The 22,307-nt window shown below is 41.2% G+C and carries 17 protein-coding genes; 6 read left to right on the top strand and 11 right to left on the bottom strand.

Annotation, left to right across the window (positions count from 1 at the left end; all coding sequences use genetic code 11):
- Window positions 1-87: 87 nt before the first annotated feature.
- Entirely contained in the window at window positions 88-882 is a 795-nt protein-coding gene (gene tatC, locus FCR06_RS04460; protein WP_138497643.1) for a twin-arginine translocase subunit TatC, read from the bottom strand.
- Window positions 883-1,284: 402 nt separating this feature from the next.
- Here tatC and FCR06_RS04455 point away from each other — a divergent pair, with 402 nt between their 5' ends.
- Window positions 1,285-1,509, top strand: a complete 225-nt coding sequence (locus FCR06_RS04455; RefSeq protein ID WP_138497642.1) for a hypothetical protein — start codon at window positions 1,285-1,287, stop codon at window positions 1,507-1,509.
- 188 nt (window positions 1,510-1,697) lie between these two features.
- Window positions 1,698-2,558 (top strand): SDR family NAD(P)-dependent oxidoreductase, encoded by an 861-nt coding sequence (locus tag FCR06_RS04450; RefSeq protein ID WP_138497641.1) that lies wholly within the window; start codon window positions 1,698-1,700, stop codon window positions 2,556-2,558.
- Window positions 2,559-2,668: 110 nt separating this feature from the next.
- Here the strand turns inward: FCR06_RS04450 and FCR06_RS04445 are convergent, their stop codons facing one another.
- Complete coding sequence (locus tag FCR06_RS04445) at window positions 2,669-3,484, bottom strand: class I SAM-dependent methyltransferase (protein WP_138497640.1); 816 nt, start codon at window positions 3,482-3,484, stop codon at window positions 2,669-2,671.
- Between the two features lie 584 nt (window positions 3,485-4,068).
- On the opposite strand from FCR06_RS04445, the gene FCR06_RS04440 reads away from it, so the two are divergent.
- On the top strand, window positions 4,069-5,406 hold the full coding sequence (locus FCR06_RS04440; RefSeq protein WP_138497639.1) for a P-loop NTPase fold protein: 1,338 nt from the start codon (window positions 4,069-4,071) through the stop codon (window positions 5,404-5,406).
- Window positions 5,376-10,514 carry an eIF2A-related protein gene (locus FCR06_RS04435; RefSeq protein ID WP_138497638.1) on the top strand — a complete coding sequence of 1,713 codons (5,139 nt, stop codon included), beginning with the start codon at window positions 5,376-5,378 and terminating at the stop codon, window positions 10,512-10,514. Before FCR06_RS04440 ends, FCR06_RS04435 begins: the two co-directional genes overlap by 31 nt.
- Window positions 10,515-10,652: 138 nt before the next feature.
- Here the strand turns inward: FCR06_RS04435 and FCR06_RS04430 are convergent, their stop codons facing one another.
- On the bottom strand, window positions 10,653-11,345 hold the full coding sequence (locus FCR06_RS04430; protein ID WP_138497637.1) for a LuxR C-terminal-related transcriptional regulator: 693 nt from the start codon (window positions 11,343-11,345) through the stop codon (window positions 10,653-10,655).
- 97 nt (window positions 11,346-11,442) lie between these two features.
- Here FCR06_RS04430 and FCR06_RS04425 point away from each other — a divergent pair, with 97 nt between their 5' ends.
- Both FCR06_RS04425 and FCR06_RS04420 read left to right on the top strand, forming a co-directional pair.
- Window positions 11,443-12,090, top strand: a complete 648-nt coding sequence (locus FCR06_RS04425) for a DJ-1/PfpI family protein (RefSeq protein ID WP_138497636.1) — start codon at window positions 11,443-11,445, stop codon at window positions 12,088-12,090.
- 125 nt (window positions 12,091-12,215) lie between these two features.
- Window positions 12,216-12,650, top strand: coding sequence for a DUF6220 domain-containing protein (locus FCR06_RS04420; RefSeq protein WP_138497635.1), 435 nt, complete (start codon window positions 12,216-12,218; stop codon window positions 12,648-12,650).
- A 101-nt stretch (window positions 12,651-12,751) separates the two neighbouring features.
- Here FCR06_RS04420 and recJ read toward each other — a convergent pair whose 3' ends face one another.
- The 8 genes from recJ to ndhL form a co-directional block, all read right to left on the bottom strand.
- Window positions 12,752-15,139: a single-stranded-DNA-specific exonuclease RecJ gene (gene recJ / locus FCR06_RS04415; RefSeq protein WP_138497634.1), complete on the bottom strand. Its 2,388-nt coding sequence runs from the start codon at window positions 15,137-15,139 to the stop codon at window positions 12,752-12,754.
- A 307-nt stretch (window positions 15,140-15,446) separates the two neighbouring features.
- Window positions 15,447-17,006: a cytochrome P450 gene (locus FCR06_RS04410; protein ID WP_138497633.1), complete on the bottom strand. Its 1,560-nt coding sequence runs from the start codon at window positions 17,004-17,006 to the stop codon at window positions 15,447-15,449.
- Between the two features lie 345 nt (window positions 17,007-17,351).
- Complete coding sequence (locus tag FCR06_RS04405; RefSeq protein WP_138497632.1) at window positions 17,352-17,993, bottom strand: GNAT family N-acetyltransferase; 642 nt, start codon at window positions 17,991-17,993, stop codon at window positions 17,352-17,354.
- 151 nt (window positions 17,994-18,144) lie between these two features.
- Window positions 18,145-18,945 carry a PD-(D/E)XK nuclease family protein gene (locus FCR06_RS04400; RefSeq protein ID WP_138497631.1) on the bottom strand — a complete coding sequence of 267 codons (801 nt, stop codon included), beginning with the start codon at window positions 18,943-18,945 and terminating at the stop codon, window positions 18,145-18,147.
- A gap of 323 nt (window positions 18,946-19,268) precedes the next feature.
- Entirely contained in the window at window positions 19,269-19,919 is a 651-nt protein-coding gene (locus FCR06_RS04395) for a heterocyst differentiation related protein (protein WP_138497630.1), read from the bottom strand.
- A 232-nt stretch (window positions 19,920-20,151) separates the two neighbouring features.
- Entirely contained in the window at window positions 20,152-20,976 is an 825-nt protein-coding gene (gene trpA, locus FCR06_RS04390; RefSeq protein WP_138497629.1) for a tryptophan synthase subunit alpha, read from the bottom strand.
- A gap of 297 nt (window positions 20,977-21,273) precedes the next feature.
- Window positions 21,274-21,585 carry a DUF3007 family protein gene (locus FCR06_RS04385; RefSeq protein ID WP_138497628.1) on the bottom strand — a complete coding sequence of 104 codons (312 nt, stop codon included), beginning with the start codon at window positions 21,583-21,585 and terminating at the stop codon, window positions 21,274-21,276.
- 24 nt (window positions 21,586-21,609) lie between these two features.
- On the bottom strand, window positions 21,610-21,852 hold the full coding sequence (gene ndhL, locus FCR06_RS04380) for an NAD(P)H-quinone oxidoreductase subunit L (RefSeq protein WP_262984645.1): 243 nt from the start codon (window positions 21,850-21,852) through the stop codon (window positions 21,610-21,612).
- Window positions 21,853-22,307: the final 455 nt, after the last annotated feature.

Below are 22,307 nucleotides of genomic sequence, written 5' to 3'. Positions count from 1 at the left end.
ACTGGCTCACCCAAATTTATAATTAAAAATCTCAAATTCGGTCAGTTAGCACTTTAATTTTCAATTTTTTCTTGAAAAGGGCTTGTGTCATTTTCCTGTGAGCTTCACCAAACCAATTCCACCAAAGTAAAGTCCCAGGACTGCACCAGCTAAAAGACTTTGGGTAAGAGGGTCAGTAGAAGGTGTGAGAATAGCTCCTAAAACCACTGCTCCCATAATCACATAACGCCAACCAGAAACCATTTTTTCAGACGAGACAATATTCAAGTTACCAAGTAACAGTTGAATAATCGGAATTTGAAATGCTATGCCAGTGCTAAATAACAGTAGCAGCACAAATTCAAAATATTTGTCAATTGACCAAAGTTGTTCGACTACATCTGCTCCGTAGCTGATGAAAAATTTCAAAGCTGCGGGGATGAGGAATAAATAGGCAAATACTAAACCTCCTGCAAATAAAACACTCGAACCTAAAACCACAGGTCCTAATATGCGGCGTTCGCGGCGGGTTAGTCCGGGAAGCACAAACTGGATAATTTGATAAAGAATAAAAGGACTAGAAAGTACTAAGCCTGTGTAAGCTGCGACTTTCAGGGAGACAAAGAAATATTCTCCAGGTGCAAGTTGAAGAAATTTTACTCCTTGTGCTGGAACCTCAAGTAGTTGGACAAGCGGCTTAACGGCAAAGAAACAGCCGATAATGCCTATTGCTACGGCAATCAGCGAATAAAAAATTCGCAGTCGCAACTCTTCTAAGTGGTCGAAAAGGGACATTTCGACTTCACCCGGCAATTCGTCTAAAGGATCTGTTTGGGAGTTACCATCTGCTTCTGGGTCAATATCAGGAGCAGTTATAGTATCTACGTCTTGTGAAGGCGTCATGAGTCAGTTAGTAGGCAAAATTTGTAACTGAGTACTGAGTTAGGAGTGCTGAGTTAGGAGTTAGAAGTTATTTCCCCTTGCTCCCTCATCTGCCCCACTCTTTACTCAGCACTCTTCATTATTTTATCTGGCGAATGTAGCCACCAAGATATGTTTTTGAGTACTATGAGTTTTTTGTCCTGTTTTTTAAGGTTGCATCTGCATAAGTTAGAAGGAAGCCATCTTGTAGGCAATGCCTAACCTAAAAAAGGGTGGAACCGAAGATTTATAAATCACGTCTCTGCGGCTAGTAGGACTGAGTAAATTAACACAACTTCAATATCCAATGCTCAGTTTTCTAACTCCGGTTCATCAAGGTGGCATCTAAGTGTAGCGTAATCGGAAATTTTTAGCTGAGGTTGTATGAACCGGACGATTTGCATTGTCCTAATGGCATTGCCTGTTTATTTATTTAATGCTGAGCTAGGAAATGTTTGTAGTAATGTATCAATTGTCGAAAACCAGCTTCCTAGCGTAGCTGCTCTGGTTAAGAGCACAAATGCCTCCTCAAGTATATTACCTTGGGAAATATGGGCTAGAGATGACCAAACCGAAGATTGTCTTCGCTCTGGTATCTGCAAGGATTAATACTAAGGTATTACGTATTTATAGTTGCACATTAACTCATAAGATTGTCATTTGTCATTAGTCATTTATTTTTTACTAATGACTAATGACGGTCTTGACGAAAAAATGCAACATCTAGGTGCGTTAGCTTAATTCGTAAGTAGGATACGCAGAGAAATATTACAGTAGTTTCATCATCAAAAAAACTAATGGTTGTAGAAAATTATCGAGGTACGGTCCTGATTACGGGAGCGTCAACAGGAATTGGTCAGGCGTGCGCTTTGCTTTTAGATCGGTTGGGATTCTCTGTTTTTGCTGGTGTGCGTCAAGATATTGATGCTCAAACACTCCAAGAAAAAGCTTCACCAAGGTTAATTCCGGTTTTTTTAGATATTACTGATGCTGAATCGATCGCCTCTGTAGTCGAGCAGGTAACAAATACAGTCCGTGATGTTGGGATTTCAGGTTTAGTGAATAATGCCGGAATCGCTGTCCCAGGCCCTTTAGAATTATTACCGATCGCCGAATTTCAACACCAGATGAACGTTAATGTCACTGGACAATTAGCAGTAACACAAGCATTTCTTGGTTTATTACGCCAAGGTCAGGGTCGAATTGTGAATATGGGTTCGATTGCTGGTAGAAGTCCTATTCCGTTTTTGGGCGCTTACAATGCGTCAAAATATGCTTTGGTAGCACTCACTGATGTGATGCGTATGGAGTTACGACCGTGGGGAATCTCAGTTTCGATTATTGAACCTAGTTCTATCGCTACACCAATTTGGAATAAATCTCTAACTCAAGCTGAAATCGGACAGGAAAGCCTACCACAATCAGCACTAAATCTTTACGGTCAGGCGATGAATATTGTACGTCAGAAAATGCAGATTATTGCATCTAGAGGAATTTCTGCAGATATTGTCGCTCAAGCTGTTGTTCATGCGCTGACTGCAAAGCAGCCAAAGACACGCTATCTTGTTGGACAAGACGCCAAAATCGGAGCCGTGCTGAAGCATATTTTGCCCGATCAGCTCCATGACCGTCTAATTCTATATGTAATGGGTTTGTAGATTAATTCCGGTTTTCAGAAGTCGTTAGCCGCTCAGTTAGGCGATGTCTGACAATTATGAAACTGCGATAATAAATCTTCTCTTGCTAAAAGACAAGTTAATTGTTGAACTTAGCTGTCTTTACGGGCAATATGAACAGCAGAAAGAAAGGAGAGTTGTACGCTATCTCCAAATTTTTCTAGCTTCTGCCGCAATCCTGCAAATAGTAACTCTTTCGCTTGTGGCTCTAGTCTGCGAGAGGTACTTAAAAGCTTGAGGTAGTGATCAATGCTATAGGTGACTTCACAGGCAGTTTGCTCGACAACCAACTCTTTAAAACAATTAGAGTCTAAAATTTCTTGTTCAAACCCCTTCAAAATCTCCGCTTGAATCTGGACACCTTCATATCGAACAAAGGAGGGCGCATAAGCTTGATACACTTCCTCAATCGCTTGGTAAACTTCGTATCTCGGTTCTGGCATCAGATTCCACAGCAGGATCAGAAAACCGTTATCGCACATTGCTGCTGCTGCCTTGGTATATCTAATCTCTGGCGGTATCCAGTGAAAGGCATTGGCTGCTAGAACCGCATTGAACTTTTTTGCTTCTAGTTCCCACTCCTCAAATGAAGTATTGCAAATTGTAACTTTTGGATATTGATCGCAGTTGTGTTGTGCCAATCGATAAAAATCCTGGTTTGGCTCAATACACGTCATTGAAAAACCAAATTCAGCAAAAGCCACCGTCGCATTTCCCGGGCCACAACCAACTTCAAGAATCGATGCATCTGAGTCAAGTTGGGCTAAAGCGACAGACCGACCAATTAGTTTCTTTGGATAGGGCGCTCTTGCATTGTAATAAACATCAGCAACGGGTGAATACCAAGTTCTTCGCTGTTCCAAATCCATAGAAGCTCTGGCATTTATTTCTTGTCTAGAGTCTTGCATAAGCTAGGGCGTGTCAGCCATGAAGTGCGATTTTATTTTAGAACCAGGAAGGGATCTTTCATAAGGCAGAAGGCAGGAGGCAGAACGCAGAAGGAATCCACACTCAAAAACATAGGATTGAAACAATAATTTTTTATACTTTGTTATAAGTAGTATCAGTATAATTATCACTTTAAACGTGAAACTTTAGTTTTAATCAATACTCATTCCCTCCTGCCTCCTAACTTCTGCCTTTCTTTGTAGTAGTCAACTTAAGACGACTTAGGACGACTGTTGTGATTTCAAAATTAGCCAACATACAGATTGTACTTAACGGTACCTTTTTTTGTCTGAGATATTTTTAATATTCATAAGAGTACCTTATTTTATATTTGAGATTTTTGCTATTTGTACTTATAACAGTATTTATACTTAAATAAAATCAAATGCTAGCTTTGTAGTGTGCTATATAAAACGTAAATATGAAAAATCAATCTGAATGCACTTTATTTAGTTATTAATTTTAGCCAAATATACTTAAATTAACAGAGAAATTCCTAAAAATAAATTTTATCATCCCTATTCTTAAATGAACTCGATTAATTATGCTCCTAGATTTAGAAAGATTTTATCAGGCTTGCAATCCAAGTAGACCTTTAATGATAGGAGATGCAAGCGATCGCCGATATTATATCGATTTTGCCGCAGTGCGGGGTGGCAAAATTATTGAGGCTTTACAGCGGACTATTACTCGCATCTCCCCAGATACACCAACTTGTCAACTATTTACTGGACATCTCGGCTGTGGAAAATCAACGGAATTGTTGCGGCTCAAAGCTGAGTTAGAAGTGCAGCAATTTCATGTGGTTTATTTTGAGTCTACCCACGTCTTAGAAATGGCAGATGTGGATGTGACTGATGTTTTATTGGCGATCGCTGGTCAGGTAAGTGAAAGCCTGGAAGCAATGAAAATCAAGCTCAAGCCTCGCTATTTTACTAAGTTGTTTGGCGAAATTGTCGATTTTTTGCAAACACCAATTGAACTCGGAGTTGAAGCTGAATTATCTGTAGGAATCGGCAAAATTACAGCTAAAACCAAAGAAAGCCCGCAATTGCGGCGGCGGTTAAGGGACTATCTAGAACCGCGAACGGCGAATATTTTACAGTCAATTAATCAAGAACTATTAGAACGTGCCAATAAAGAACTTAAAGCCAAGGGTAAAAGGGGACTAGTAGTAATTGTTGATAATTTGGATAGAGTAGCAATTCGACCTTTACCATCGGGGCGATCGCTACCAGAATACTTGTTTATTCAGCGGGGCGAACAGTTACGCAAACTAAATTGTCATGTTGTTTATACTATTCCCCTAGCTTTGACTTTTTCCAACGATAGCGCCGAACTTCAGCATCGTTTGGGCGGAGGAGTAGCGCCAAAAGTGCTACCGATGATACCCGTGCGTTTGCGCTCTGGAGAGATTTTCCCCCAAGGGCTAGCATTGATGCGGCAAATGGTGCTAGCAAGGGCTTTTCCGGACATTTTGCCTAGCGATCGGTTAAGCTTAATTACAGAAGTTTTTGATAATTTAGAAACCTTAGATCGGTTGTGTCTGATTAGTGGTGGTCATGTACGCGACTTGCTAGGGTTGTTGTTTGATTGTTTGCGAGAACAAGATCCACCCTTCGAGCGGGAGTGTGTCGAATTGGTGATTCAAAGACAGCGCGATTACCGAGGCAATGCTATTGACCCACAAGAGTGGGAACTGATTTTTCAAGTGGTGCAACAGCAGAGAGTCAGAGGTGATATTGAATATCACACATTATTGCGGAGTTTATTTATATTTGAATACCGCGATCGCGAGGGTGCTTGGTTTGCCGTCAACCCAGTTTTAGCAGAAACGCAGAGATTTAAATCATGGTTGAAGGACACCCACAAGCAGATATAAGAGCAAATAACCAGCGGGCATTGCGGAATTTAGGGAGAGCGATCGCACTTTCTAACGGTCAATTTTCCCTAGTTTTAGTTTGCTGCAATTATCAAGTTTTGCAAGAGCAAATGTTGCACCAACTCGAAGAACTTTCTGATGGATTATACCAGATTCAAAAAGTAGTTTTACCCCACAATGCCAGAAGTCTTTACACAACTATTCATCTACAATTAGTTACCGAGCGTCAACCGCCATCAGCGTTGATGATTTTGGGTTTAGAGTTAGTAGATGGACTTGATGATTTCTTAAGGTCTATTAATCATATTCGTGATGAATTTCGCAAACGCCATCCATTTCCAATAATTGTCTGGGTGAATAATGAAGTATTGCAGAAAGTAGTACGTTTAGCACCAGATTTTGCGAGTTGGGCGGCGACACCAATTCAATTTGAAATGACAACTCGGTCATTGCTGGAATTTCTCCAACAAGAAACTAATTCTTTGTTTGCCAGAGTATTACCAGATCCTGCACAACCCCAAGCACCTCAGTTTACCGAAAATTATTCTACTCTAGAGCAAGTCTGGGAACGTAACTATGAACTCCACTTTGCGATCAGAGAATTACAAAATCGTGGTGTTACCTTAGAACCAGAATTGCACGCTAGTTTAGAATTTGTTTTTGGTTTAGATAATTATGTTAGCGATCGCATCATTCCAGCTTTAAATCATTTCCAAAAAAGTTTACAGGTTTGGCAAAAGCTGGGGGAGAGGGAAGAGGCAGGGGGGCAGGGGGAAGGGGGCAAGGGGGAAAATGAAAAATTACCTATTTCGCCTCTGCTAAGAACTCCCTTTTCTTCCCCATCCCCCCCATCTCCCCCATCACCCTTGGTTCTGCGACAGGGAGTTTTACTGTTTTATATTGGGCTATGTTGTTGTCGTTTAGCTGAGCAAAACCAAGCAGAAAATCGCCGTCATTGGTTAGCAGCAAAATCTTATTTTCAGCAATGTTTGAATATTTTGCAGCAAGCTGGGTGTCTAAATATAGTTGCTGAATTTATTGGTCAGCTCGCTGAAGTTTTGCAAAATCTCCAAGATTGGGAAGAATTGCAGATTGTTGCTCAAAAGTCTTTGGAGTTGCATCAAATTTATGGCAGTCAAATCCAACTTGCTTGTGACTACGGTTTTCTCGCACAAGTAGCCGTGCAGCAATCGCGCTGGGTACAGGCGAGTATTTTAGCACATGTATCACTGCTGAAATTAGCGGAAGCCCAAAAGCAGAATGACCCTTATAACTGCTTATTTCCCTTACTATTAGCACAAATTTCCTATTTAATATTAGCGAAAGCCCAGCGTAATTTAGGTGAGCCAGAAGTCGCCCGTGAATATTTAGAAAAGGCGGCAAAAGAACTTCCAGAAGCTTTAGAAAGCAGTGCCCATCAATATAATGCCCATCGTTATATTCGCTTGTTGCGGACATTGCGATCGCTTTATTTTGAAGAAGGGCGATATTTGGAAGCTTATTACATTCGTCAAAAACGCCGTTCTGTTGAACAACAGTATGGTTTTCGAGCTTTTATCGGTGCAGGACGCTTGCAACCCCAAAGACAGGCGACAAACCCAGCATTAATGTCACCTTCTGGGAATAGCAGTGTTGCTTTAGAAATTGCGGCTTCTGGTCGAGAGCGAGATATTAATAATTTAATTGGTAGAATTAGCCGTGCTGACCAAAAGCTGACGGTAATTCACGGTCAGTCAGGGGTTGGTAAGAGTTCTACGGTAACTGCGGGTTTAGTTCCAGCATTGCAAAATCGAGCTATTGGCGACCAAATTGCCATACCTGTGGTACTGCAAGTTTATACAGATTGGGCAAGGGAATTAGGTAAATCTTTAACAGAGGCAATGTCTGAAATCAAGCTAGAAGCAGCCATTGAAGCGGAGGTTTTACCTGACTTTGCCACACGTAGCACCATCGTGAATATTTTACAACAATTACAAAAAAATGCCGAGCATCATTTGATTACAGTTTTAATTTTTGACCAGTTTGAAGAATTTTTCTTTGGCTATAGCGATCGCAATCAAAAGCAAGCATTCGATAAATTTATTAGCGATTGTCTCCAAATATCTTTTGTCAAAGTTATTCTTTCATTACGAGAAGATTATTTACATCGTTTATTAGACTTTAAACATCTCTCCGCCCTGGAAGCAATTAATAATAATATTCTGGATAAAAATATCCGCTATCAGTTAAATAATTTTTCGCCAGAATATGCAAAAGCAATTATTAAAAATTTGACAAAGCGTTCTCAGTTACACTTAGAGCCTGCGTTAATTGATGCCTTAATTGAAGATTTATCCACAGAATTTGGAGAAGTCCGCCCGATTGAATTGCAAGTTGTGGGAGCGCAAATTCAAGATGAGCGAATTACCACCCTGGAACAATATCAGCCGTATAGACCCAACAAACTAATTGAGCGGTATATTAGGGAACTGATCAAAGACTGCGGCCTAGAAAATGAACGAGCGGCTTTACTCGTTTTGTATTTATTAACAGATGAAAGCAACAACCGACCTTTTAAGACTCGTGCTGAATTAACCGCGCAACTAGCAGAATTAGAAGATGCGACTAAATTAGACTTAGTTTTAGATATTTTAGTCCGTTCTGGGTTAGTAGTGCTGTTTCCCGATGTACCAGAACGCTATCAACTAATTCATGATTATTTAGTAGATTTAATTCGCTACTTACAACAACAGGAATCAAGCTTACAAGTACAACTCAATCAGCTACGCCAAAAAGTAGAACAAAGTCAAGCGGAAATAGAACGACTTAAAAGCGAACTAAGCCAAACAAAGCAGCCAACCAAATTAATAGATACTCATCCACAACAGGGATTGAATTTATTAACAGAATTGCGAGAGTTACAAAAGCGCGAAGAAATAAGTCAGTTAGAAATTGAGCAATTGCGAGCTGAACTTAAAGAAAAAGAGTTAACAACTAAACTAGCAGAAAGCCAGAAAAAACAAAGGCTCAGTGAAGCTCAATTAAATCGCTCGCTGAAAATCGCCTTAACTGCTTCTGTACTAGCAATATTTGGTTTAAGTGTTTCCATTGTCACAGCAATAGATAGCGAAATTAAAACCCTGAGTGTATCCAGTGAAGCTTTATTTGCCTCCCAAAAAGGTATTGATGCTTTAAAAGAAGGTTTAAAGGCAGGGAAAAAATTACAACAAACAATCTGGGTAGATCCCAATACAAAAGAGCAAGTACTGACGGCTCTTTATCAAGCGGTTTCTGGGGTTAGAGAATATAATCGTTTCGACGGGCATATATCTGGGGTAAATAGTGTTGTATTTAGCCGCGATCGCTCTTTAATTGCCTCAGCCAGTGCAGACACTACAATCAAACTCTGGCGTCCTGATGGTAGCTTGTTCAAAACCTTGTCGGGACATGAAGATGTAGTCAATAGCGTTAGTTTCAGCCCCGATAGTCAAATTATTGCTTCCGCTAGTCAAGATAAAACAGTGAAACTGTGGAGTCGGGAAGGTCAGCTACTAGCCACTTTATTCGGACATCAAGCTGTAGTCAATAGTGTTAGTTTCAGCCCTGATGGTCAACTGATTGCTTCCGCGAGTACAGACAAGACGATAAAACTTTGGACTCAGGACGGAAAATTACTCAGAACCATAGAGGGGCATAATAGTGCAGTTTTAGCTGTCGCTTGGTCACCTGATGGACAAACCATTGCTTCCGGGAGTGCTGACAACACCATCAAGCTGTGGAATCGGGAGGGTAAGTTGCTGAGAACCTTTGCTGGTCATAATGATGCAGTCTTGGGTATAGCTTGGTCGCCCGATGGTAAAACAATTGCTTCCGCTAGTTTAGACCAGACTATCAAATTGTGGAGTTTGTCAGGTAAGTTAGTGAGAACCTTATCCGGGCATAGTGCTGGAGTCACCAGCGTTAGTTTTAGCCCTGATGGTAACACAATTGCTTCTGCAAGTACCGACGAGACGCTGAAACTTTGGAGTTCTGAAGGTGTGCTACTTGGCACTTTAAAGGGACATAATAATTGGGTGAATAGCGTTAATTTTAGCCCAGATGGTCATACCCTTGCTTCTGCGAGTCGGGACAAAACTATTAAACTCTGGCATTGGGACGATGTGTTGCTGCGAAAACCTAGAGCCGATAATGATGATTGGGTGACGAGTATCAGTTTTAGTCCTGGAGGACGGACTTTAGCCGCAGGAAGTCGAGACAAAACTGTAAAACTTTTCAATCGAGAGGGTGAATTACTCCGTACTTTTACTGGGCATAAAGATCAAGTTTGGGGAGTTAGTTTTAGTCCTGATGGTAAAGTAATTGCCTCTGCTAGTAAAGATAAATCAGTAAAGTTGTGGAGTCGGGGTGGTGAATTGCTCGACACCTTACAAGGTCATAATGATGCTGTATTGGGTGTAGCTTGGTCACCTGATGGTGAAGTAATTGCCTCAGCTAGCAAAGATAAAACAGTCAAACTTTGGAGTCGTAAGGGTATACTATTGAACACTTTGGAGGGACATCAAGATGCAGTGAATTGGGTAAGTTTTAGTCCTGATGGCAAATTGCTAGCCTCAGCCAGTGATGACAAAACTGTGAAACTCTGGAGTAAAGATGGTAAATTACTACACACCTTAACTGGTCACAGCCGCCGGGTAAATGGAGTAGCTTGGTCACCTGATAGTCAAATTCTTGCCTCAGTTAGTATTGATAGCACAGTCAAGATTTGGAATCGAACAGGTGAGTTACTAAGTAATTTTGATGGCGATGGCGATAATTTCATCAGTGTCAGCTTTAGTCCAGATGGCAAGACTCTAGCCGCCTCTAGTGATGATAAAGTGAGAATTTGGAACCGCGATGGAACATTGTTGATTGCTTTGAAAGGTTACAAGGATGAGTTAACCAGCATTAATTTTAGTGCTGATGGCAAGACTTTAGCTGCGGGAAGTGCTAGGGGTACAGTGATTTTCCAGGATTTGGCAGACATCCAACTAGAAAAATTATTGGCACGGGGTTGCGATATACTACATGATTATTTGCAGACTAATCAGAAGGTAATGAAAAGCGACGCGACCTTGTGTTCTGGTAGATAATCTACAAGAATGCTCAAAGGCAATCACTTCCAAAACCAACCGAAAATGCGATCGCTAATTTTCAATTTTCTTGAGATGCGATTGTAATCAATTGAGCAAATCATCAATAAATTTTTCAGTAGGTGTTCAGTATTCTGGTCAGTTTGCCTGATTGTTAAACGAGTGAACCTTTGTATTTGTAGAAAGTTGTGCAACCATCTCGGCACGAGACGAAACCTCAAGCTTGCGAAACATTCTTTTTAGGGCTTGCTTGACAGAATTTTCAGTAATCCAAAGTTCAGTACCAATTTCTGCGTTAGTTCGTCCCAGAGCAACCAATTCAGCAATTTGCAGTTCACGGGGTGTTAGGCAATTAGCCCTTAAGTGGTGGTGTTGTGAACGTATCGTTGCAACCCAAGTTGACAGGTGTAGACAAAGCGCACTTAAGTCCACCAGGTTTTGCGTGTTAAATGCTGGCATTGTCTGCTCACGGGTAAAGCCAATGGTACCGACTAATTGACCATTACTCACAATTGGTCCCGCCATCACGTGCCAATGATCGGCACGGGGGCAAATTAGATTCCAGACCTTTGGTGATACTACTAATGCTTCATGAACTGGAGCATGACGTTCCACTAAGTAGTGCACAACTGGGTTATGTTCGGTGCTTAACCCAAATTGCAGTGCTTTCTGAAGTCTTCGGTCAGCAAAGGGAATTTGATCAAAGAAAAATAATCCTGACCGTTTAGCAGCAAAATGCTCTCTGGCCTCTATTAAAAGCTGCGATCGCAACGCTTGCTCATCTTTTGATTGAGCGATCGCTTGAAAGAGAGACTGTAACGAGTTGGTCATTGTTGTGCCTCAAAGAGTACTCGATCGAGGACTGGGCATGGTTGGTTGCTACTCCTAGTATAGATTTCATCACGCAACTATATCAGGAGATTAACTCATGGCTCACGCACAAAAGCAGATCATTGGTTTAGTCATTTATCCTGGCATGACATCATTGGATATTCTCGGGCCCCAGCAAGTTTTTAGTACCCTGCCCAATGTCCAACTTCATCGCATCTGGAAAACACTAGATTCGATCAAAACTGATGAGGGAATGATGATTTTGCCTGATACCACCTTTGAAAATTGCCCCTTGTTGGATGTTATCTGTATCGGTGGCGGTTTAGGACAGCTCGCAGTAGTAGACGACCCAGAAGTGCTTGAATTTCTACACAAGCAGGGGAAAACAGCAAAATTTATTACCTCTGTATGTGGAGGTTCTGAATTTCTCGCTAAGGCGGGGCTGTTACAAGGCTATCGAGCAGCTACTCACTGGATGGCACGCGAACAACTGGCAAAGTTGGGAGTTGAGGTTGGAACAGAGCGAGTTGTCATTGATCGAAATCGCATTACTGGCGGGGGAGTTACAGCAGGCATTGATTTTGGCTTAGTGCTTGCTGGAATACTTTGTGGTGAAGAAACCGCTAAAATTACCGAACTAATGATGGAGTACAATCCAGCCCCTCCATTCAATGTGGGTTCACCCGAAAAAGCAGGGGCTGAGTTAGTAAGCAAGGCGATGTCTTTCCATTTCAATTGGTTATAGACCAATAAACCAGAGTTAGCCAGACTATATGCTCAGGAATTTGGTATGGCAGCAAAATAGGCGAATCTACAGAGGTGTAGCACCGCCCCCGTTTAGATGATTCATCTTCAAGAATAATTTCAATTATGATTATCGATTTTCATTCTCAGCGCACACAACTATCTGGACGCTGGACTCGAATTGGCTTTCTTGCGATCGCTGTGCTGTTTAACCTCTGCCTAGTTGCTCAACTGTTGACAGTTGGATTGGCAGTTTTCTATAACCCTACTTGGTGGAGCATTCACGTTTGGCTTGTTCGCAGATATAGTGGATTGGCTGTACTTCTTTTAGCAGGGCTTCTCATCAGTCCATTTTCTCAAAAAATACAAATGCTTACAGGAGGTTTGGTAACACTACTGATTCTGCAATTTGCCACGATTCACCTAAATTTTACCCTACCTTTGGGCGTACTCCACCCACTAATTGGATTTCTATTGTTTACTTCCTCAACGACCTTAGTTCATCAAGTGTGGCGTGTGGTGTTTAACGAATCAGGTACTGTGACATCTGCTGAACACTAGTTCCCCAGCATGATCGTAGATGCAGTGTGCGATCACTTTATCGCACACCCAAAAAATCTTAGTCCGATCAATAACTCAAGTTAAAAGCGATCGCCTGATTACTAACTATTAATCATGGCAACAATAGTAGACAAAGGCACTTCGGCAAAGTAGTTTTGCTGAAATTGTTCTTCGCTAACGGCGGCTAAAAATTGTCCAACAGCTGCATCACCATTGGTTTCAAAGACATTGCTGGGATTCCATGTGAATTGCAAATCGCGGTCTTGTCTTGTAACTGTAAATCCCCAATATTTTAAAGCTTTGATTCCTAAAAATAAGGTGCGATCGCTGATTCCAAGTTTATCTAAAAGTTGTCTGCGAGTAACTGATTGATTGGTACGACTGAGATATTTAGCAATCCCAACCAAGGTTTGCCAAATTTCTTTTGGTGGTTGGTGGTTGGGTTTAGACCAAGCGATCGCTAGTTGTTGATTATCAAGAGCAGACACCGAGTAGGTTGTCGTTAATCGCCGCAACCACACACGTAAATCATCCCAGTTCATGGGACAATGTTCGAGAATCAGTGCTGTTAGCGGTAGCGGGGGGTTTAGCCCGTGCTGAGTGTTGTTAGCAGTAGCGGGGGGTTTAGCCCGTGCTGAGTTGTCTTGATTCCGCAAGTCAAGGATGAATGGTAAGTACTGAGTATCCAGTGCTGAGTTTTCACTTAGACGCACAGCAATTAATCTAATTTCATAGCGTTTTTTGAAGGTGTTGTAGTCAAGTTCTGCTACGCAATCACACCTTCCAACCGGCAATTCATCTTTGTAGTGTCCCCACCAAATCCCAGGAAAAGGACTTCTAGTCGAATCATCTCGAATGTCAAACTCAGTTTTAATATACTGTACCTTTTTTCCTCGCCAATCTTGCTGATTGCGATGCCAACTATTTTCAAACCAGCAGTTTTGAATTAGTAATTTTGGCACAGGGTTACCCATTCCACAAGGTTCTAGTAACTTCAGTTCTAAAAATAACTCTTTCCCCAAATCTGCAACTGTTACCACTAAGTCTGCTTGCACTGTTGGCGTCAGAGTTGTACCCCCCAAAGATTGCCGTAACTGCTGATTAATCGCTGCTGTAAATAAGGGAATGTTCTCAATCGACAAACTCAAACCTGCTGCAAAGGGATGTCCGCCAAAGCGATGCAACAGATGTGCTTGGTCTTTTACCAGTTGATACAAATCGACGGAATTCACCGAACGGGCGGAACCACGGGCTAAGGGTGTAGGAGTAGAATCTTCTTGACTCCCCTCTGTACTTAATAAAATCGTCGGGCGTCCTGTTTCTTGGGCTACTTGTCCGGCGACTAAGCCCAATACACCCGCAGGCCATTGGGCATCTTCGAGAACAATGACGCTGGTGGTTGATAAATCTAATTGAGTGAGTTTTTGGGCTACTTGTGCTTGTACGTCTTTCTGCAAGGATTTACGGCGAGTGTTTGCTAATTCTGTAACTTCGGCTAATTCGTTACAACGCTTGGCATCACGACTAGTTAATAATTCAACGCAGAAACTAGCATCACCTTGGATGCGGCTAACAGCGTTGATGCGCGGCCCCAAACCAAAGGAAATATCTGTGGGGCGATCGCCGCTTTTCTGGCACAATTCTAATAATCGCCCTACTCCGGGTCGCCGTCGTGCTGCGGGTGGCTGTTGAAAATCTGCTTGCAGGCGTTGAATTCCTAACTGTGCTAAATAGCGGCAATCTCCACTCAGCTGCACCAAGTCAGCAATTAATCCTACTGCCACTAAATCTAATAAATCCTCTAATGGATGTTGGGGAACATCAGGCAAAGTTTGATAAAGGGCTTCTACTAACTTATAAGCTACCGCCACTCCAGAAAGATGAAATAGCTGATGTTCCTTGGGCAGATATCGAGGATTGATAATCGCTGCAACTGGCGGGCGTTCTTCAGGTAAGGTGTGATGGTCGGTAAGTATGACATCGATACCTAGCTGTTTAGCATAAATAATTTCATTAATATTTGTGCTACCCGTGTCGCAAGTGACTATTAATTTACAACCTTGTGTTGCTAAATTCTCAATTCCTTGATTATTCAATCCGTGGGATTCTTTTAAGCGATTGGGAATATAATAAACTAATTCAATATTTTGGCGAAAAAACTCTCCTAATCCATCCCAAAGTACGGCAGTGGAAGTAATCCCATCAGCGTCAAAATCTCCCCAGATAGCAATTTTTTCACCAGCATCACGCGCTTGTTGTAAACGGGCGATCGCCAGCTGCATTTCTTGTCCAAATTCAAATGGATTTGCTGCTTGATAAGCTTTCTGGTTAATGAAAGCTGATAATTGCGATTTTTCTTTAATGCCTCGTTGCCACAACAATTGTGCTGCATACAGTCCATTTGATGCGGGTGTATGCTGTTTCACTGCTTGGATAAACCACTCTGGCGGTTGTTCTGTTGTTGCTAGAGTCCATTGTTGTGCTGACATACAAATAAAGTTAGGAAAGTAATAAATTAAATCTTCAAGTCTCTTACTTTGTGGTTTGTGAAAGTATAGCTATACTTACATAGATTAGGATATTAAAAAAGTGAAAGTTTCAATAGTAGCAATATTTTAACTTTTAGTATAGCTGCCTTTTAATAGATTTTATCTGTATATTTCTATAGCATTCCTAAATAAATTGTCTAATTCTTCTTAGAAGCAAACAATAGGCAATAGATTTTTTTACGAATAACTTAGGATTGCTATAGAAATACAAGAATCCAAAGAATAAAAGTAGTACGTTCTGAAAGCTTTACGCCCAATTTCTCAACCGAAAGCGTACTGGCATCTTATCAGACGGATAAATTAATAAGTTTTGCTGTAATTCTTCTAGAGAAGAACGACCCTTGACTAACTCCCAATCGAAGTAGCGGAGCAATAATGCTAACATCAGAGTTCCTTCTAGCATTGATAGATGCTCTCCCAAGCAACGATGAGGCCCTGAGCCAAAGTGTATCATTGGCAGTGAAGTATCCTTACTCTTGTCTAACCAACGTTCTGGCAGAAATACCTCTGGATTAGTATAGACTTGTGGATCTCTTCCAGCAGCAAGCATTGACCAGGATACTCCTGTATGCGCAGGAATCACTTTACCAGAAATTACAGTGTCGCGTTGAGTCTGCAATGAAGTCGAGCCTGAGGCGACTGAATAAAGGCGTAACGTCTCCTTGAGAATTGCACTAATATAAGCCAATTCCTTAATATTTTCTGCATTAATGCAGCCAAAGCTTTGCCAAACTTGGTCAACAATGTCCTGTGCTTGCTGAAAAACCCTTGGATTTAAGCTCAACTCTCCTACTGCAAAGGATAAAGTATGGGCTGTTGTGTCAGTACCAGCTATTAAGAGTTCAAGGCATTCTGCTATCAATGTTTCACGATTGTATTTTGGTTCTTTAGCAGCAATTTTGACTAACATTGATTCCCGGAATAAAGGACTGACTTGTAATAAATTGCTCTGGTTTTGTTCTCTCATCTGTAAAGCTAAGTCTACACGGGGAGTCAGAAATTCCTCTAAATATCCCCTTGCAGCCCAATAATCTCGTGAATTCTTAGTTGGGAAATATTTCATCCATCTTTTCTCGCCAGTAGCTTGTCGTAGGAACCGATAGCCTACAATAGACATTGCTTCATACGCTTTGGAAACTTCCAAAGGTGACCCTTCATCACTAGTACTCTTTCTATCCACAGGAATGCCTAGTACTAGACAAGAAATCACTCTCATTGTTAATTCTACAAATAGAGGATCTACCTCAACTTCTTTTGGTGGTACAGCTTCTTTCAATGTCTCAATTACTTGTTCGCAAGCTTGACTAATAACTTGAAGATATTTGGAGAGACCGCTAGAACTGAATTCTGGGTTCCAAGCTTTACGTCGCCACTGCCACTCGTTTCCGGTTTCTCCTATCATAATGTGACCAGCCATATCGTTCCAAGCTTGACGCAATAGCTCAGGTCTAATTAAGCTACCATCTCTCATTCCATTGATAATAGTATCTTCAATAACTTTCACCTTAGTTAAAACAACAATTGGATAGCTGCCATTCCAGACAACATACATCGGGCCTAGCTGTTGACTCCAATGAAAAAGTTGCAAGAAGAACTTCTTCTGTTTCACTGCTGCTAATATTTGCGGAAGATTTCCTAATAGCCAGTATTTGGGAGGAGAAGGAAGTGATTGTAGGGAGTTGTATCTATTCTTTTGTTTCCACCAGCGCCAACTAAGTGTTGCCGCTATGCTAGTGATGCCTAAAACTGTCGCTAAATATGGAGATGAGAAAGAATAATCAATCTGAGCAATAATTTCTTGGAACATAAATCCACCTTTGTTTACCAAAAACTTCAGATTACCCAGATACTAACTTATTGTTTCACAATTTGCTCAGCGTCTTTTTCTCTGAGAAAATTAATATTAATAAGATTGACCATAGTTTGAATTCATAACTCCTAACTCCTGGAAAGACTTGAGTTAATCGCGTCTCTACTCTGAAGAAACGAGTCAGAAGGCAGTCCCGATGAAACAAGTTTTACTGCCATACATGAAAAAGCAATATCCCCTACACCCTTTTTCAACTCATAAGACAGAAGGAAAGAGGATTTGACTTGTTTATTTCATTCGTAGCGAGTAGTGTACCACCACTGCGCCTGCTCCTAACTTTTATTAAATTGGCAATTCTTCTTCAGTGATTTGAGATTCACTCACTAACGGATTAATTAGTATTTCATTAGCAGCACTATCGGGTTTCCGAGCGCGAATTGCTGGACGCGATCGCCTATAACCTGCTCTTTCGGCTTTTTGGTGTTCGTAATCAATTAATCTGCCATAATATTCATGTTTACTTAAATTCATTGATAAGAAAATATGCTGGCGGATATTTCCAAAACCTTTGCGGTGAAAAAACTTTAATGCTGAAGTATTGGTGGGGTCAGTATCTACTAACATGAACCGTGCCCCATCTTCAATCATTCGAGCAACGACTTTATCAACTAACTTGTCTGCTACTCCCCGACGTTGGAATCTGGGACTAACTCCCAACCATAAAATGTAACCGTAAGTCCAAGATGCTTTGGTTATAATGGTTCCCAAAACAAAGCCTGCTAGTTCTCCATCTGTTTCAGCCACAAGGCAATATTCTGGGTCTGTATTATAAAGTCCAATGACTTCCCATTCATCCCAAGTGCGATATAAATAAGGATATAAATCGCTGGTAAATAACTCTTCTCCTAAGTGATAAATAGGAGCAATGTCATCTATTCCTAATTCGCGAACATAAATCGCTTCAGTCTCGTCAAAGGTGGGCATAAATTTTAAATTTTTAAATACTAATGAAATAAGTTAGAATTGAAGATATATCTGAATTTGATGAATATTTATTCATCAAATATTTTCTTAATTCTTTAACTATTTTTATTTTTAAGTCCCTACTTTTGAATTTTTGCTATTAATCTTTAAGTTAGAGTGAAACTTCTTGAATACTGTCGAAATTTGGCAAGGTATCTTTGACTGTTTCTTCTGTAAATGATATGCGATCGCACCGCTGGGTAAACTGACAATAATCACAAGTTTTACTACCCGGCGCCACTTGGGGAAATTCTTTGTTATTTTGGTAATCTTCCAACCAATCAGTTAACTGATTTAACAGTTGATTAAGTTTTTTTGCTGTTTTCGTGTGTTGAGTAGTATTGTAATTAAATTTAATATTTTGTGGTTTGCCCTCAGATTGAACAAACCAGTAAGTCATAGAAATATTTTCTGGCAAATAAGCGCTAGTTTCAGCCAAAACATACATATAAAGCCGTGTTTGCCAGTTGGATTCTAACTTGCGTTTATGGGGTGGTTTAGGATAAGTTTTCCAGTCGAGAATTTGCGCTTGTTGGTTATTTGCAATCAATAAATCATAGACAACCGTCAATAAATAATCCTGAACTTGCAGAGTGCGGTAGTGTTCGCTTTCACGAAAAGTTTGATTATCACTTGCAGGCGTTAATATTTCTGGGGCTGCATCAGCAAAACCCGCCATCCAGCTTTGCAGTTGAGCATCTGCTTGCAGGAAACTATCAATTGGCAAACCCATTTCTCGCTGCTGCATTAGCAGATGAAAGCGACTACCTAAAGTTTGCCGTTCCTCGTGTTCGGGATTTGCAGGGGAATTGAGTTGTTCTAAGTAAGTGTGTTGGAATTTACGCGGACAAGCTTCTAGTAAGTTAAGTTGTCCTTGAGACAATCGGAATAATTGAGTGGAAGCTGATAGCATTCTTTTATTCTAGAAGCGATCACTATGAGAGTAACTTTAACTCAATTAAAAAACCTCTCCCTAGTTTTACTACGTAAAACTCTCCCTCTTGTAATCGGAGAGGGATAGACTTCAACTCTAGTTCTAGGCAGGGAGAGATTGGTCGAACTCACGTTTTATAGAAATAGACGTTGCATTGCAACATCTCTACTATTTGCCAACTCCATCCTTAAAGGGGTAGTGCATCAAAAATAAACAATCCCACCTGTTTTTAAAGATGGGATTTAATATCAACAATTAACATACTCAGGTAATTTACCAGACATGAGATGAATTGTGTCCGATTAGTGCATTTCGTCGTATTCTGGGGATTCAACTCGTCTTGCTTCTAAACGAGAAGCAGGCAAAAATTCCGCGCGACGTACTGGAACCAAAGGCGGTGTAGGACCTTGGTAAGGGTGAATCACTTGTACAGTACGGGTGGGACGCTGGCGTGGCGAGAACAAAGCCAATACTCCAGCGACGACAACACCACCGCCAATAGTCAGAGTTGCGCCTCCTACTGCCCAAAGCATCGGCGAAGACCACCAAGGATTTTGTGGCTGAAATGCTGCTTTTTGTTGGTTATTCTGTTGAGCTAATTGCCACTGCTGCTGAGTATTAAAATTTTGAACTTGGCCTTGGAGTTGCTGGTTTACCAACTTCAGCTGTTCGTTATCCTTTTTTAAACTGTCCATCTGCATGTTCAGTTTTTCCATTTCTAGACGCTGGTCAGAATTTGGAGGTATTGGCTGAGTATTAGGATAAATCGGTTGCTGCCCATAATACCCAGGAGGGTATTGTGGCTGGATTCCTTGGGGCGCTACTACAGTACTAGGCATTTGGGGAGCAACAGCGAAGTTAGGTTGTAGGGGAATATTTGTGCCTTTGAGCAATACCAGAGCCGCTAAGCCAGCAACAGCAACCCCACCGATAAATGCCATACTCTCACTCATCGCCTTTGCCCCTCAACTGCAACGTAACTATAATCATTTGTGACTGAATCACTCTCACACTCATAATTTTTGATCACTTTACATAATACTCAGACTATAAGCGACTTTATCAGCTAGTTTTTTTACATCCTGATATCTGATGTTAATATTCAAGACCAGAACAGTCAAATTGTCTACTAAACTGAGGATAAAAAAACTACGTTGTTACACTTTTTTAATCTACTTTCTTGCTCTAATCAAGATGAGTATTTGTACTGTTAGTAGTCTTGATGGCTGCTTTGAGACTTTGACAAAATTCAGCGATCGCATTTAGTCCTTGTTCTGGCGTACCTTCAGCTAACCGCTTCACAAAAGCACTGCCGACAATCACTGCATCTGCTCCCCATTCGCGTACTTGACGCCCTTGGGCTGCTTCGGAGATTCCAAAGCCTACACCAATCGGTTTATCAGTAACACCACGAATTTGTTTAAGTAAATCTGATACTCGCGTTTGGACTTGCGATCGTATCCCCGTTACGCCTGTAACGCTGACTAAATAAATAAATCCTTGAGAAGAACGAGCGATGGCTTGTATACGTTCGGCAGAACTAGTGGGAGCCACCAACAAGGTGATATCAATTCCTATCTTCCTAGCTGATTCCAGTAAACCTGTGGCCTCTTCTAAAGGTAAGTCAGGTATTACTAATCCCGCCACTCCAGCCGCAGCAACTTGCTGGAGAAATTTTTCAATTCCCCGGTGCAGAATTGGGTTGTAGTAGGTAAATAGGACAATGGGCGATCGCATTTTTGGAGTAGTTGCTTGCAGCATTTCCAGCACCTGCTCAAATTTGGTTCCCCTTTGCAAGGCGCGGGTAGCAGCTGCTTGAATTACCGGTCCATCCGCTAGAGGATCGGAGTATGGTACACCCAGTTCGATGATATCTGCCCCACTGCGATCCAGAATTTGCAACGCTGCTGCTGTTGTTTCTAAATCTGGGTCGCCAGCAGTGATAAATGGAATCAAAGCACACTCACGATTGTGCCTTAAAGTTTCAAAGCAATCAGAAATTGCAGTCATTAGTCATTAGTCATTAGTCATTAGTCATTGGTCATTAGTCATTGGTCATTAGTCATTAGTCATTAGCTTTAGAGGATGTTGGAAAAGTCTAATTGATTACTTCCCTTGGCAATGGAAGTCGCACTTACAGGAGAATTTACCCCCGAAGATAGGTTAGTAACTTTGTTTTTGCGTTGGTCCACGGAGGTGGACTAAGCTTCGTGTAATCACAAATTCTATTCACCCAGTAGTTTTCAAACAACCTCTTAAGCAAATTACAAAGGACAAAGGACAAATGATAACTGACCAATGATTACTTTATACCTGAGATTGCTCTTCTTGTTCTATCTCAGTTTGAATTCGTGCTAGTTCTTCGGGAGTTAGTTCTTCCAAACGCTTTTGCAAAAATTCTTGCTCATACTCTTCCCGCTGTTGGTGGTAGGTCATTTTTTGTCCCACCGCACGGAAAAAATAGGTAGCTAACCAGCCAATTAACCCAGCCACTAGTGAGAGTTGGCTCCATATACCAGCTTGCTGATTATCGAAGCCGACTAGCTGTAATCCTATATACGCTAAGCCGCCAGCAATAAAAATGCCTAAGCCAATTCCAATAGCGTCAATCCGTCGCATGAGATTTATGACCTACCAATTTTGTTAAACTTCAATTTGTCGCGGCCGGGGTCGAAAATTTAGAAACGGCGATAAAACCAACAAACCCGGAAAGAAGAAGAACACCAAAAAGTACATCAACAAGCGCTCGATGGAGCTAGCCGTATACCAACGCTGCTTTAGGTAGAGCAAGACAGCGATCGGAATTATTAGAAGGTAAGCTCCAGCCAAAATCAGATACAGCAGGGCGACAATCATAACTTTTTTGTCTAAGCATCTATTTCTCATCATAGGCGCAAGAGCGAAACTCAGGGAAGTCTAATCTGCTTTCAATAAAATACGGGTGTAGGGAGTAAAAAGTAGGGAGTGGGGAAAGATGGTGTTTAATTTCACTTGTAGCTGGTGGTGGGGCGCTTTCTTCATACTTTGTCATCTGAAATCTCAATAAACCTAGGGGATTCAGCATCGCCACCGCATTAAAAGATTAAAAAAGTCGTTAATATTGACATATTTCAGCCAGATGATGCTATAATAATAGATTCAGTAATAACTCAAAACTATTACCAAACAAGCTCAAAAATATTTCTCCAAGATTTGTGAGGGAAAAACCAAAAAGACTTACAATTGGAAAAAATATTTTCAATTTAGTTGGACAAAAGACACAATTGATGATGGAATAGATGAGGAGGTATTTGCTGCCTCTGCAAAATAAATAGTTACCGAACACCTGCGGGGGTGTGGCG

Source organism: Nostoc sp. PA-18-2419 (assembly GCF_005869855.1).
Taxonomy (GTDB): Bacteria; Cyanobacteriota; Cyanobacteriia; order Cyanobacteriales; family Nostocaceae; genus Nostoc.
Note: the sequence above shows the minus strand (reverse complement) of the source record. Positions and strands in the feature narration are given on the sequence as shown.

What these genes read in the sequence shown, in the direction of transcription:
- FCR06_RS04445 (WP_138497640.1), bottom strand. Translation starts at nt 3,484, where the DNA reads ATGCAAGACTCTAGACAAGAAATAAATGCCAGAGCTTCTATGGATTTG.
- FCR06_RS04385 (WP_138497628.1), bottom strand. Translation starts at nt 21,585, where the DNA reads ATGCGACGGATTGACGCTATTGGAATTGGCTTAGGCATTTTTATTGCT.
- FCR06_RS04410 (WP_138497633.1), bottom strand. Translation starts at nt 17,006, where the DNA reads ATGTTCCAAGAAATTATTGCTCAGATTGATTATTCTTTCTCATCTCCA.
- FCR06_RS04425 (WP_138497636.1), top strand. Translation starts at nt 11,443, where the DNA reads ATGGCTCACGCACAAAAGCAGATCATTGGTTTAGTCATTTATCCTGGC.
- FCR06_RS04420 (WP_138497635.1), top strand. Translation starts at nt 12,216, where the DNA reads ATGATTATCGATTTTCATTCTCAGCGCACACAACTATCTGGACGCTGG.
- FCR06_RS04400 (WP_138497631.1), bottom strand. Translation starts at nt 18,945, where the DNA reads ATGCTATCAGCTTCCACTCAATTATTCCGATTGTCTCAAGGACAACTT.
- tatC (WP_138497643.1), bottom strand. Translation starts at nt 882, where the DNA reads ATGACGCCTTCACAAGACGTAGATACTATAACTGCTCCTGATATTGAC.
- FCR06_RS04395 (WP_138497630.1), bottom strand. Translation starts at nt 19,919, where the DNA reads ATGAGTGAGAGTATGGCATTTATCGGTGGGGTTGCTGTTGCTGGCTTA.
- FCR06_RS04430 (WP_138497637.1), bottom strand. Translation starts at nt 11,345, where the DNA reads ATGACCAACTCGTTACAGTCTCTCTTTCAAGCGATCGCTCAATCAAAA.
- ndhL (WP_262984645.1), bottom strand. Translation starts at nt 21,852, where the DNA reads ATGAGAAATAGATGCTTAGACAAAAAAGTTATGATTGTCGCCCTGCTG.
- FCR06_RS04435 (WP_138497638.1), top strand. Translation starts at nt 5,376, where the DNA reads ATGGTTGAAGGACACCCACAAGCAGATATAAGAGCAAATAACCAGCGG.
- FCR06_RS04405 (WP_138497632.1), bottom strand. Translation starts at nt 17,993, where the DNA reads ATGCCCACCTTTGACGAGACTGAAGCGATTTATGTTCGCGAATTAGGA.
- FCR06_RS04450 (WP_138497641.1), top strand. Translation starts at nt 1,698, where the DNA reads ATGGTTGTAGAAAATTATCGAGGTACGGTCCTGATTACGGGAGCGTCA.
- recJ (WP_138497634.1), bottom strand. Translation starts at nt 15,139, where the DNA reads ATGTCAGCACAACAATGGACTCTAGCAACAACAGAACAACCGCCAGAG.
- trpA (WP_138497629.1), bottom strand. Translation starts at nt 20,976, where the DNA reads ATGACTGCAATTTCTGATTGCTTTGAAACTTTAAGGCACAATCGTGAG.
- FCR06_RS04440 (WP_138497639.1), top strand. Translation starts at nt 4,069, where the DNA reads ATGCTCCTAGATTTAGAAAGATTTTATCAGGCTTGCAATCCAAGTAGA.
- FCR06_RS04455 (WP_138497642.1), top strand. Translation starts at nt 1,285, where the DNA reads ATGAACCGGACGATTTGCATTGTCCTAATGGCATTGCCTGTTTATTTA.